13 protein-coding genes are annotated in these 11,878 nt (G+C 42.4%); 9 read left to right on the forward strand and 4 right to left on the reverse strand.

The window, feature by feature from the left end; all coding sequences use genetic code 11:
• Positions 1 to 62: 62 nt before the first annotated feature.
• Positions 63 to 1,232, forward strand: a complete 1,170-nt coding sequence (locus J2Z20_RS13100) for a putative glycoside hydrolase (RefSeq protein ID WP_209850946.1) — start codon at positions 63 to 65, stop codon at positions 1,230 to 1,232.
• Between the two features lie 36 nt (positions 1,233 to 1,268).
• Positions 1,269 to 2,621 (forward strand): MATE family efflux transporter, encoded by a 1,353-nt coding sequence (locus tag J2Z20_RS13105; RefSeq protein ID WP_209850949.1) that lies wholly within the window; start codon positions 1,269 to 1,271, stop codon positions 2,619 to 2,621.
• 72 nt (positions 2,622 to 2,693) lie between these two features.
• On the opposite strand, the gene J2Z20_RS13110 is transcribed toward J2Z20_RS13105, so the two are convergent.
• From J2Z20_RS13110 to J2Z20_RS13120, 3 genes are read right to left on the reverse strand one after another with little or no spacing between them, the layout of a single operon-like run.
• Positions 2,694 to 2,903, reverse strand: a complete 210-nt coding sequence (locus J2Z20_RS13110) for a DUF3906 family protein (RefSeq protein ID WP_209850951.1) — start codon at positions 2,901 to 2,903, stop codon at positions 2,694 to 2,696.
• Positions 2,904 to 2,914: 11 nt separating this feature from the next.
• On the reverse strand, positions 2,915 to 3,886 hold the full coding sequence (gene pfkA, locus J2Z20_RS13115; RefSeq protein ID WP_209850955.1) for a 6-phosphofructokinase: 972 nt from the start codon (positions 3,884 to 3,886) through the stop codon (positions 2,915 to 2,917).
• A gap of 15 nt (positions 3,887 to 3,901) precedes the next feature.
• On the reverse strand, positions 3,902 to 4,990 hold the full coding sequence (locus tag J2Z20_RS13120) for a tetraprenyl-beta-curcumene synthase family protein (RefSeq protein ID WP_209850958.1): 1,089 nt from the start codon (positions 4,988 to 4,990) through the stop codon (positions 3,902 to 3,904).
• Positions 4,991 to 5,191: 201 nt separating this feature from the next.
• Between J2Z20_RS13120 and J2Z20_RS13125 the strand changes: the two genes are divergently transcribed.
• From J2Z20_RS13125 to J2Z20_RS13135, 3 genes are all read left to right on the forward strand, one after another.
• Positions 5,192 to 6,511, forward strand: a complete 1,320-nt coding sequence (locus J2Z20_RS13125; protein ID WP_209850961.1) for an MATE family efflux transporter — start codon at positions 5,192 to 5,194, stop codon at positions 6,509 to 6,511.
• On the forward strand, positions 6,508 to 7,674 hold the full coding sequence (locus J2Z20_RS13130; RefSeq protein ID WP_209850964.1) for an MFS transporter: 1,167 nt from the start codon (positions 6,508 to 6,510) through the stop codon (positions 7,672 to 7,674). Before J2Z20_RS13125 ends, J2Z20_RS13130 begins: the two co-directional genes overlap by 4 nt.
• 83 nt (positions 7,675 to 7,757) lie before the next feature.
• Positions 7,758 to 8,405 (forward strand): nitroreductase family protein, encoded by a 648-nt coding sequence (locus J2Z20_RS13135; RefSeq protein ID WP_209850967.1) that lies wholly within the window; start codon positions 7,758 to 7,760, stop codon positions 8,403 to 8,405.
• A 201-nt stretch (positions 8,406 to 8,606) separates the two neighbouring features.
• Here J2Z20_RS13135 and J2Z20_RS13140 read toward each other — a convergent pair whose 3' ends face one another.
• The gene (locus tag J2Z20_RS13140; protein ID WP_209850970.1) at positions 8,607 to 8,804 is read right to left on the reverse strand and encodes a cold-shock protein; all 198 of its coding nucleotides are present in this window, start codon (positions 8,802 to 8,804) and stop codon (positions 8,607 to 8,609) included.
• A 183-nt stretch (positions 8,805 to 8,987) separates the two neighbouring features.
• Between J2Z20_RS13140 and J2Z20_RS13145 the strand changes: the two genes are divergently transcribed.
• The 4 genes from J2Z20_RS13145 to J2Z20_RS13160 all read left to right on the forward strand — a co-directional run bounded on the left by J2Z20_RS13145 (position 8,988) and on the right by J2Z20_RS13160 (position 11,846).
• Positions 8,988 to 9,221 (forward strand): hypothetical protein, encoded by a 234-nt coding sequence (locus J2Z20_RS13145; protein WP_209850973.1) that lies wholly within the window; start codon positions 8,988 to 8,990, stop codon positions 9,219 to 9,221.
• Positions 9,222 to 9,259: 38 nt separating this feature from the next.
• Complete coding sequence (locus J2Z20_RS13150; RefSeq protein ID WP_209850976.1) at positions 9,260 to 9,445, forward strand: hypothetical protein; 186 nt, start codon at positions 9,260 to 9,262, stop codon at positions 9,443 to 9,445.
• Between the two features lie 195 nt (positions 9,446 to 9,640).
• Positions 9,641 to 11,437 (forward strand): oligoendopeptidase F, encoded by a 1,797-nt coding sequence (gene pepF / locus J2Z20_RS13155; protein WP_245252344.1) that lies wholly within the window; start codon positions 9,641 to 9,643, stop codon positions 11,435 to 11,437.
• 79 nt (positions 11,438 to 11,516) lie between these two features.
• A complete protein-coding gene (locus J2Z20_RS13160; protein WP_209850979.1) occupies positions 11,517 to 11,846 on the forward strand; it encodes a LapA family protein in 330 nt (109 codons plus the stop codon).
• Positions 11,847 to 11,878 lie beyond the last annotated feature (32 nt).

An 11,878-nucleotide genomic window follows, 5' to 3' on the forward strand; every position in this document is an offset into this window, starting at 1 on the left:
TCGTCACTGTGTTCATCCGATATAATTGAGAGGAGATAACTTCAAGGGAGAGAGGACCGACAATGAACATCTTATGGGCACTACTACTTATGGCAATCGGAAGTTCGGGGAATCATGCAACTGCACCAGAGGACAGCAATTTTTCAAAAATTGTGCAATCTTCTGTGAGTGCGATCGTCATTCAATCTGGTCAAGGGCAAGTCAAGGAGGCAAGCGTATCCAATCCATCCGCAAAAGTTGATGCCCCCAAAGTAAAAGGCATTTATGCTACCGCATACAGCGCCGGGGGTTCTCGCATGAATCAATTGATTGATTTGGTAGACAAGACGGAATTGAATGCAATGGTTATCGATATAAAAGATGACGCAGGATACATAACGTATAAGACAACAAATGAGAAGCTGAACAAGCTTGGCAATCCACAAAATTTCATATCTGACATGGATCAATTAATGCTTCGTCTCAAGAAACATAACATTTATCCCATCGCCAGAATTGTTGTATTCAAAGACACCGTGCTCGCCAAAAAAAATCCTAAGCTCTCCTTCGTTCAAAAAGACGGCAAAATATGGACGAACGGTAAAGGAGATGCGTTTGTAAATCCATATAACAAAGAAGTATGGGATTACAACGTCGAAATAGCCAAGGAAGCGGCAAAACTCGGATTCAAAGAAATCCAGTTTGACTACGTTCGTTTTCCTGAAGGCTTCGAGAAAAGAGCAAATTCTTTAACTTATACCAAGAACAATGAAACTCGTGTTCAAGTTGTTTCCGATTTTGTACAGTATGCCCGCACACAATTAGCTCCGCTTGGAGTACGTGTCTCAGTAGACATTTTTGGCTATGCTGCATCCGTACCTGCTGCTGAAGGCATTGGCCAAGATTTTGTGAAAATTTCCAAAAATGTAGATGTCATTTCTCCTATGATCTATCCAAGTCATTACACAACCGGCTGGTTTGGTGCGAAAGACCCAGATAAAGCTCCTTATCAAACGATTAAAGGGTCCTTAGAGGATACACATAAAAAACTAAGTACGATCAGTAATGAGAAACCTATTATTCGTCCATGGATACAGGATTTTACTGCAAGCTGGCTCGGAAAAGGGCACTATATTAAATATGGTAAACAAGAAGTTGAAGAACAGATACGCGCTCTCAATGAAATGAACGTTGACGAATACCTTTTATGGAATGCCAACAATCGTTACACACCAGGTGTTGATTACAAATAATAAGATCGTCAATTTAGAAGGGACCTCTGCTGTACCATGAAAGAAACATTTTCTATAAAGCAAAAGTTTAAGCAATTTTTCATCATACTTATTCCAATATTAATTACACAGATCACCATGTCAGCGATGTTGTTCTTCGATACGTACATGTCAGGCAGATCGAGCGCTGAAGATTTAGCTGGCGTAGCCATTGGTTCTAGCTTATGGGTACCGATGCAAAGCGGTCTCAACGGCATTTTGATGGGCATATCACCAATTGTATCTCAGCTGGTCGGAGCTGGTAAACGTGACAAAGTTGCGTTTAATGTGATGCAGGCATTAATGCTGTCATTCGTTGTATCAGTTGTTGTTCTGCTCATAGGGGGATTTCTGCTTTCCCCCGTGCTGGCAGGGATGAAATTAGAGAGTTATGTACATCATGTCGCCTTCTATTTTCTCGTTTCACTTGCAGCGGGAGTTATTCCGCTGTTTGGTTACACCGTACTGCGAAGCTTTATCGATGCTCTAGGACAAACGAGAATATCGATGCGAATTACATTAATATCATTGCCGCTCAATGTAGCGGCTAATTATGTTTTGATCTACGGGAAGCTTGGCTTTCCTAGGTTTGGAGGAATAGGCGCAGGAATGGCATCAGCCTTTACGTACTGGTGCATCTTCACAATCGCCACCCTATGCGTCCATCGTTTGCAGCCATTTGCTGGATATGGAGTATTCCGCAAATGGTACAGAATCTCTCTAACCAAATGGAAAGAGCTCTTGAAAATTGGTGTCCCCATTGGCTTTGCGACGTTCTTCGAAACAACGATTTTCGCAGCTGTTACACTGCTTATGAGTCGGTTCGATACAATTACCATCGCATCTCACCAAGCAGCGATGAACTTCGCAACCACTTTGTATATGATTCCGCTAAGCATCTGTTTGTCATTAACGATCTTGGTAGGCTACGAAACAGGAGCTAAGCGGCTTAAAGATGCTAAACAATACAGTATTATCGGCATTAGTACGGCTGTCTGCATGTCGATATTGACGGCGGTGTTCCTTCTTCTGTTCAAGCATCAAGTGGCTGCTCTCTATTCAACAGAAAATCGTGTCATTGAGCTCACGCAGCATTTTCTCCTGTACGCCATTTTCTTTCAGTTGTCCGATGCGATTGCAACCCCGACTCAGGGCGTGCTTCGAGGCTATAAAGACGTAAATCCAGCATTTATCATTACGTTAATCTCCTACTGGATTATCGGACTGCCGACAGGGTATTACCTGGGTAATTATACTTATTGGGGCGCTTACGGTTATTGGATCGGTCTAATTACTGGACTTGCCGTTGGAGCTGTACTTCTGCTCCGAAGACTTGTCATCGTGCAGCGCAAAGTTGTGCTTGAGAGCTGAGTTATTGTTTCCGCAAATGAAAAGGCCGTTCCCATTCGCTATGGGACGGCCTTTTCTGTTTATGAAATGAATTTATGAGTTCTTTGTTTCAATGAGGTAACCTGAGCCAGGATTCAGTCGTTTCTTCTCCACAATACTAATTTCCTTTAACTGCGGGACGCTTAAGAAATGACGCTCTACGTGTTCCTCAACACTGCTAAACGCTTGTTCATCTGTTTCAGCAGCGACGATCAACGTTAGGAATCCTTTATCTGTGTCCACTTCAATACGGTATAATAACATTTGCAATCCTCCTACTGAGATAAGCGTTGTGCCAATTCATACATTTCCATATTGAATTCTTTTTTCGTATTCACGACTATATCGAAATCGGTGAGTACTAATTCTCCTTTCACAAGCCCGCACGCTTTGCCAGACTCACCTTCGATCAGTTTGCGTACTGCAAAGTCGCCGAGACGACTAGCGAGATTGCGATCAAATGGTGTTGGCGCTCCTCCGCGCTGAATATGGCCGAGAACTGTAACTCTTGGTTCATAGTCTGGACAGAGCTCATGGATCAATTTCCCAATGTCTTCTCCGCGTCCAACCCCTTCAGCCACTAAGAGAATGGAGTGTCTCTTCCCTTTTTCAAAATTGTTACGCATTCGATCTGCTACTTCCTGCATATTGTATGTTACTTCCGGTACGAGGATGGTTTCAGCACCAGAGGCGAGCCCAGCATGCAGAGCGATATCACCGCAGTAACGGCCCATGACCTCAACAATCGAAGAACGCTCATGAGATGACATCGTATCGCGTAATTTGTTCACCGCGTCGACGACAACATTTACGGCCGTATCAAATCCGATCGTAAAGTCTGTATATGGAATATCATTGTCGATCGTACCCGGCAGTCCCATCGTTCGAATACCAAGCTTGTTTAATTTATTAGCTCCTTGATATGAACCGTCACCGCCAATCACGACAAGACCGTCAATTCCTCGTTCTCGTAAAATTTCCGCAGCCTTTTGCTGACCTTCTGCTCTCATAAATTCCATACACCTGGCTGACTGGAGTATCGTACCGCCACGCTGAATGATATCTCCTACACTTCGGAGGTCCATTGGAAAAATATCATCGTGAATGAGTCCATGATACCCGCGCTGAATTCCAAAAACCTCTAAGCCAAAATATAACCCGCTCCTTACTACGGCACGCACAGCTGCATTCATACCTTGAGAATCACCGCCGCTAGTTAATACTGCAATTTTCTTAACTGCTGACATGATGTACTCCTCCTCTTATTTCTCATACATATGTTTACGAATCCAGCGACTGTTCACAAAAAAGAACAAACGCGTCATTGGACTCTTCTTCATCAGACGTTTGGAAACGGCGCGAACTTCTTGCTGCTCGCTTACTTTCGGATCGGATAAGTATAATGCCAAGAGTCCTTCGATGATCATACGATGAAATGATGAAGCAGGTATAGTTGTAGCATCCTTTCTCGCCCATTCTACAATTTTGGCGATTCGGTCTAACATCATTTGGCTGTTGTCATAGTAGTTACAGAAATTCAAGTCACCGCCAATTCGATCCTCGTCTTGATCAATTAAGTAATCCAACATAATATGCAGGCTGCAAATATGCGGAAAATAAGCAGCATAAATTTGTGATGCTTCATCGTCATGCAAGCGAGGTTGACTCGCAGCTAAAAACAGCATAAATACACCAAGTGTAGAGCCTGTTGCAGCTGCAAATTCGTTCCACTGTAAATGAGGCGTTCTATGCTTATGAATAGTCCACCATTTGAGCAGTGCTGGTTCCCTAAGTTCAGGACGAATATGCTTGTACACCTGCAAATCTGTGTAAAGCTTCACCAAATCCTGAATATAAGGCAGCACAGAAGGATAGCTGGGCAATTGCCGGATATATGTCTGACAAGTTGTAACTAATGCATGCAAATATCCGCCGTCATTCTGCTCTTGATGCAAAGCATAATAGTTCACCAGCTCTGCAGAAGGATCGACTGCATCTAGCATCGATTGATGGAGCAACCGAAAATCATCGCCATCCATCGACGTGCTTCGATCACACAAATTGTCTAAATAATCGCTAATTGTCTGGTAGGCAACAATTAAAGGAATGAGAATATGTCGACCTGGCAAATTCACTGCCGCGTAAACAGCCCCGCCTTCACAGTGGAACTGTTTAGTTGCTATGCTTGCGAGCGCTTGTTTTCTTAGCTCAGGATCAGGAATCAACTTAGCGGTTTCACGCCACTTGTCTAATTCCGTCCTTACTTCAGGCAATATGTATTTGTACACCCGGTTCATAAGAACTACAGCACTTCGCGGAGCTTGGTAACGACGATCCTCTTTGTAATTCAATGGTTGTGCCTCCACATTTCTGTCTACAAATCATATATCTAAATACATCTATTATAATATGTTCCCACTTATTCGACAATTAACAAAAATACAGTCGTCATCACATTCATTCTTTTGAAGGCAGCACTTCAATATTACTCCGAAAATGTCGACATTATGTTATACTAGCTTTATTTCAAATGCACAAAGGAGTCGTTTGCCATGACATCTCAGAAACCGCTCTCATGGGGACGGTTATTTTCTTTTTTTGTGCCGCTTGGGATCTCTGCATCTCTTGTAACGATCTCGCATGTTATTATCAACAGTACCCTTGCCCAATCTGCAGACCAGGCGACTGTCATTGCCAGCTATTCCATAGCACTTAGTTTGCTGACCATCACGGAACGTCCATCGACGTTACTTCGGCAGACTTGTTCAACCCTAGTTCGAGATCGAACTTCTTTCCGCGCTATAACTCAGGTGACGAACATCTTTCTAGCATTCGTGCTGCTCATCGGATTTCTAATTGTATATACTCCTGTCGGAACTAGTATTTTCGGCTCTATATTTGGAGTAGAGGAACATATGCTCCCGCATGTTGTGGCGGTCTATCAAGTGTTAATGTTCGTTAGCATTTTTTCAGTCATTCGTAATATCTATCAAGGCGTTCTCATTACCAATAATCATACAAAATGGCTTACGATTGGGATGGTCATTCGGCTGGCAGGGATGTACTTTCTCTCGCTATATTTCATTCACACTAACAACGTGAAGAGCGGTACCGTCGGAGCGGTCATCTTCTTAGCCGGCATGATCATTGAAGCAGCTGTGAGCTTCTGGGAAGGACGAAGCATTGTAAAGCGAATGCCTGTTAGATCAGAACATCTTCCCTCCCAAACAAGGGCAGATATTTACCGATTTTATAAACCGCTGCTCTTATCTTCTGTAGTCGCTTTATTCATCAGCCCAGTAACCAATATTATTCTCGGTAAAACAAGCGGCGTTGCCCTAGCCATATCCGCTTTTGCGGTAGCGGGCAGCTTGATGCAGCTGATGCTCAGCTTTTTTACATACATCCATCAAGTCGTCCTCAACTATTATCAAGTCGACGCAGTAATCGTGAGGAAATTTATTCTTGTCATCGGTTTCATTCCATTTCTTATGCTGATTGGAGTCGCATATACTCCTATCGGATATTGGGTGCTAGAAGTCGTCATGCATGTAAGAGGAGAGCTTCTAATACAAAGCTTACATACTTTGCAAACATTTATCCTTTATCCGCTTATTATGCCGTGGCTTGATTATGGAAATGGACTAATTCTTCTAAGCGGACGAACGAAAACGATGTTTCGCTCACAAACGGCTAACGCGATCTGCACAATTGTCATTCTTTTGTTGCTTGCTGCAACTGTACCTGAGTGGAACGGTATGATTGGAGCAATCGCTCAGTCATTCGGACTGCTCGCTGAATTTACGATTGTAACTCTCGTCAATAGACTATCACATAAACAATATTCAACAGATCGGAGTTTTGACGCATGAACCAGCGCTCTGAAGCCCACGCTGAACAAAATTGGCTGAGGGCATTTACATTTATGTTATTTGGAAACAGTGTCCTTGTCGTATCTTTCTTCCCGCTTTTTTACAGCCACATAGGCTTCAGCAGTTCACAAATCGGACTGCTGTATGCGATTGGGCCGCTCATCTCCATTTTCTCCAATATGTTCTGGAGCATTGCGAGCGATCGGTATAAGACGATCAAAAAAATACTAATCATCCTTACGATTGGCCAGCTTATTATGGCTTTGGTTTTGTATACGGCTTCATCGTTTGCAGTTGTGTTCGTCGTCATATCGTTTCTTTATTTTTTCTATTATCCTGCTTTTCCGTTAACAGATACGTTATCTATCGTAACCGCACATAAATATGGAAGAAATTTCACTGTCATTCGTATTTTCGGATCTATCGGCTACGCCTTTTTTGCACTGACCGTCGGATACATATTAACGAACATAGGAACCACTTGGACGATAGCCATTTGTGCAGCTATTACTTTTACCGCTCTTCTCTTTGCATTCAAAATTAAAGATCAACCAGGCTCGGTCAACAAAATGGATCTGTCGGGATTATGGGGAATTATTCGGAGTAAAGAGGTATTGTTATTTTTCATTTTTGTATTCTGCCTTGCGCTTGGTCATCGAATGAATGAAGCATTTCTTACCATTGCTCTGCATGATTTAGGTTCAAGTGAAGGCATTGTCGGCTGGGCGCTCGTCATGTCCTCTTTAAGCGAGATCCCTGTTTTCTTTCTGCTTAGCAAATATGGTGACAAATTTAAAGAGCTTCCGCTGATCGCTTTTGCAAGCTTTATGTATGCGGTTCGCTTCTTGCTCATGAGCCTGACCGATTCACCCATAGGAATTGTATTCATCCAAGGTCTGCACAGCTTAACTTTCGGTATTTTTTACGTCACTGCTGTCCGTTATTTATCTCGAATCATACCGCCGGATTTCCGGGCTACCGGGATGGCGTTATATACGATCGCTTGGTCGAGCGCATCAGGTCTGCTAAGCGGTACATTCGGAGGTATCATTTACGAACATGTAGGCCGATCGGATTTTTATTTAGTTGCGGTAGCCTTTTCGATTGTGGCCTTTATCGGTTTCCTGATGAAGCATCTCTTTATCAAAGAAACGATTTCTTGAAATGACGCTTCTTTCCGTTTACAATGAATGATGTCAGAATCATGATCTGGTTTTAGTACCTAGTCGTAAAAGGTGGGAAATTGATGCAGTTTGAACAATTCAAAGAAGTTATTCTCACACGCCGCAGTATTCGGGATTTTACCGATGAAGATGTTTCTGTGCAGGATATCGAAGAAATTATTGATTGTGCAAGATATGCTCCAAGTGATACGAACTCACAAACATGGGAATTCATCGCAATTGTAAACCGCGATAAAATTAAACACATTGAAGATTTAACGTGGCAACAACTGAACGCTGTTGCAGCCAAAGCTGAAGCGAACGGACAAGCCCGTGAAGCGAAGCTTCTTACGAAATCGTTCGGTCCCTATGCGACAGCATTCTCAGGTGCACCTGTATTGATCGTTTGTCTGGCTACACCGTATAACTCAAAATTTCGCGAACGTATTTTTGATCCAATCAGGTTTGTAGAGCCTGAAGTATGGAGCGAGGAAGGCATTAAGAGCAGCTCGCTCGCCGCTCAAAATTTAATGCTTGCCGCTCATGCTAAAGGTCTGGCTACATGCCCAATGACAGGTCCAGTTCTGCTTGCCGAGAAACAACTTCGTGAATATTTGAATATTGCGGAGGATCGTGCAATCAATATGGTTATTGCGCTTGGGCACCCCGCAGTACGTCCGAACATCATGCCCCGCAAAGATGTTGCCGAAATACTTCATATCATTGACTGATTGTTCTGCTTATTTAAGGGAAAAGAGAGGGAGACCTCCGTTCATACGGAAGTCTCCCTTTGTTATTATGACGAATCAATCTATTTCAACATTTAACGCTAATTACAGATGCAAAAAAACACAGCTCTCAGTCTGAGAACTGTGTCTTTGATGCTGTACTAAACCAAACTATATAAGTGATCCGTTACCCGGAGAAAATCTTTATAATTTGATTACGTTAGCTGCTTGAGGACCACGGTTGCCTTCAGTGATTTCGAATTCTACCGCTTGGCCTTCTTCTAGAGTTTTGAAGCCGTCTTCTTGGATTGCGGAGAAATGAACGAATACATCTTCGCCGCCTTCAACTTGAATAAAGCCGTAACCTTTTTCTGCGTTAAACCATTTAACTGTACCTTTCAAATGAACAACCTCCTAAAAATAACGCCATATGTGGCGAATAACTTCATTATACTCCATGCTTCTCTACAATGCAATTGTATCTTCTGTTTTGAATGCCTTTTCATTTGCTTTCCTGCAGTAGGTAAGGTATCATTCTACATAAAAAGGTTTTTCAAGAGTGTAAGCTGAAATGGAGAATTGCATATGATTAAAAAACATGAAATATACAAAAAAGACAAATGGAATATGATGACAGTGGAAGTTCAAGGCCGCTACATTATACTCCGCGAAATTTCAGATCAATGGGGTGAAGAAACCCACACCTTCCTCAGTCGCCCAGCCATGATGCAATGGGTAAAGGGAAGATTTCCGAAAGAAGAGTATTTGGATAGAGAAGAGGAATGGAATCAAATCATGAATGCTTTTAAAGAAGTATAGCAGGACCATCCCTTTATAAGGAGAACGATTGAATAATTATGGATTCCGCAAGCGTCGTTATATTTATTATTGCTGCTTTTTGTTTGGGTGCTGTATTAATACTGATGAAAGATACTATACCGTCAAAGCTAAAGCGTGGTATGGCCGGAACTGCCATCGCATTTATTCTGTTTGCCTTCTTTCTCATTGTATACAATTTATTGAATTTCGGTTCCACCCCATAAGAAATATTTAAATATTTTTCTGCAGCAGGGATACACTAAAGGCAACTTTGTGTATAGGGAGGCTTCGTCTTGAAAGTTATTAAGCCCCTTACAATTATGCTTGCTTTTAGTATAATGCCTATTCCGATAGCATCTCATGCCTCATCCCAGCATGATATAGATTTTTTAACATCTAACATTCAAAGGAGGATTACTATGAGCCAAAGTAAAGTTTTAAAACGGACCGAAGTACCTGCAGAACATCGCTGGAATTTGGAAGATCTGTTCCAGAGTCAACAAGCATGGGATCAAGAATACAAGGAAGTGAAGGAACTGCTTGTTAAAGCCCAGACGTTCCAAGGTAAACTGAACACGCCAGAAGAAATTAAGGCTTGCTTTGAACTTGAAGATGAAATATCTCAGCACGTGGAAAGACTATATGTCTACGCTCATCTGCATCATGACGAAGACACTACAAATCCTACATATCAATCCTTATCGCAAAAAGGTAAAAAGCTGAATGTTGAAGTTAATGAGGCGCTCTCATTTATAACTCCAGAAATTTTAGCTTTGTCCGATGAACAACTGGATTCGTTCATTGCTAATCCTATCCTTTCTGAGTATCAATTCACGCTCAAAGAGATGAAACGCGAGAAAGCACATGTCCTTTCAAAAGCAGAGGAAGCGCTGCTCGCACAAGTCGGCAACTTATCACAAGCGCCGCAAACGATTTTTGGCATGATTAATAATGCGGATATGAAGTTTCCGAAAATTAAAGATGAGAACGGCAATGAGGCAGAATTAACGCACGGAAGCTACATTCAATTTCTCGAAAGCCCAAACCGTGATGTTCGCCGCAGCGCATTCAAAGCGGTATACGAAACGTATCGGAAGCAAAAGAACACCATTGCAGCAACGCTTACAGCGAATATAAACAAAAATATTTTCTATTCCCGCGTGCGCAAATATCCTTCGGTTCTCGAAATGTCTCTCTACGGAGATAACATTCCGAAAGAAGTATACACAAACTTAATTGATACGATTCATGAAAGCTTGCCTTTGCTGCATCGCTATATGAATCTTCGTAAAAAACTGCTTGGTGTCGAAGAACTGCATATGTACGACTTATTTGCACCGCTTGTAGAGGAATACAAATGGGACATTACTTACGAGCAAGCAAAACAAATGATCAGCGAAGGTCTGAGTCCGCTGGGTGACAACTATTTAAATCCCCTTCAAGAAGGATTCAATAACGGGTGGATCGACGTCTATGAGAATGAAGGCAAACGTACAGGTGCATACAGCTGGGGCGCATATGGTACGCATCCATACGTGCTGCTGAACCATAAAGACAACTTAAACAGCATGTTCACCTTAGCTCACGAAATGGGTCATGCGCTTCACTCTTACTTCTCAGATAACAATCTGAAGTATCGTGACGCACAGTACACCATTTTCCTTGCTGAAGTGGCATCAACGACAAATGAAGCGCTGCTGATGGATTATTTGCTCAAAAAATCAACCGATCCGAAGCAAAAAATGTATCTCCTAACCTACTATGCGGACCAATTCCGTACAACCGTATTCCGTCAGACGATGTTTGCTGAATTCGAAAAAATTGTTCACGAACGTGCTGAGCAAGGCGAATCCTTAACATCACAAGACCTATCCCAAATCTATTATGATTTAAATGTGAAGTATCATGGCAAAGGCATGGTCGTAGACCAAGACATCGAAATGGAATGGGCGCGTATTCCGCACTTTTACACTAGTTTCTACGTGTACAAATACGCTACAGGCTTCTCGGCAGCTACGAGCTTCTCCAAACAAATCCTTGAAGAAGGAAAACCAGCTGTAGACCGTTACCTTGGGTTCCTGAAGAGCGGCGGAAGCGACTACTCCATCAACATTCTGAAAAAGGCCGGCGTAGATATGTCTTCACCAGAACCAATCCGTGAAGCAATGGCTGTGTTCGAAGATGTGATCAAACAAATGGAACAACTTACTAACTAATCTTTCAATTCCATAAAATCCCTTGCCCTTTTGGGCAGGGGATTTTAAACTGTTCCTATAAGGAGGTGTCATCCACCGTATGCGAAAACAATGGTCACTCATTGCTGGTCTATTGTTCGCTTTGCTCATCGCTATTTTTGCAGTCATTAATGTGAGCTCTGTAGAAGTCAATTTATTGTTCAGCACGGTGCAAATTCCGCTTATTCTGCTTATATTAGGCTGCACCCTTATCGGCGGCATTATTGTCGGATCATATGGCATATATCGTCAGTATAAATTGCAGCGTACGATTAAGAGTTTGAGTGCAAAGCTTGTACATATTGAAGAAGCTACAGGCTATGTTTTCCCTGAAAAGGACACGAAGGTGGAAGAACCGACTCCAGCAAATCAACAACCGAACACCCACTGACTTACCTTATATGATCTAAAGGAGGTATTCTC

The organism is Paenibacillus sediminis (genome assembly GCF_017873765.1).
Lineage (GTDB): Bacteria > Bacillota > Bacilli > Paenibacillales > Paenibacillaceae > Paenibacillus_AG > Paenibacillus_AG sediminis.

Excerpts from the sequence above, each read along its gene's own strand:
- J2Z20_RS13100 (WP_209850946.1), top strand. The coding sequence starts at position 63 with ATGAACATCTTATGGGCACTACTACTTATGGCAATCGGAAGTTCGGGG.
- J2Z20_RS13105 (WP_209850949.1), top strand. The coding sequence starts at position 1,269 with ATGAAAGAAACATTTTCTATAAAGCAAAAGTTTAAGCAATTTTTCATC.
- J2Z20_RS13110 (WP_209850951.1), bottom strand. The coding sequence starts at position 2,903 with ATGTTATTATACCGTATTGAAGTGGACACAGATAAAGGATTCCTAACG.
- pfkA (WP_209850955.1), bottom strand. The coding sequence starts at position 3,886 with ATGTCAGCAGTTAAGAAAATTGCAGTATTAACTAGCGGCGGTGATTCT.
- J2Z20_RS13125 (WP_209850961.1), top strand. The coding sequence starts at position 5,192 with ATGACATCTCAGAAACCGCTCTCATGGGGACGGTTATTTTCTTTTTTT.
- J2Z20_RS13130 (WP_209850964.1), top strand. The coding sequence starts at position 6,508 with ATGAACCAGCGCTCTGAAGCCCACGCTGAACAAAATTGGCTGAGGGCA.
- J2Z20_RS13135 (WP_209850967.1), top strand. The coding sequence starts at position 7,758 with ATGCAGTTTGAACAATTCAAAGAAGTTATTCTCACACGCCGCAGTATT.
- J2Z20_RS13145 (WP_209850973.1), top strand. The coding sequence starts at position 8,988 with ATGATTAAAAAACATGAAATATACAAAAAAGACAAATGGAATATGATG.
- J2Z20_RS13150 (WP_209850976.1), top strand. The coding sequence starts at position 9,260 with ATGGATTCCGCAAGCGTCGTTATATTTATTATTGCTGCTTTTTGTTTG.
- pepF (WP_245252344.1), top strand. The coding sequence starts at position 9,641 with ATGAGCCAAAGTAAAGTTTTAAAACGGACCGAAGTACCTGCAGAACAT.
- J2Z20_RS13160 (WP_209850979.1), top strand. The coding sequence starts at position 11,517 with ATGCGAAAACAATGGTCACTCATTGCTGGTCTATTGTTCGCTTTGCTC.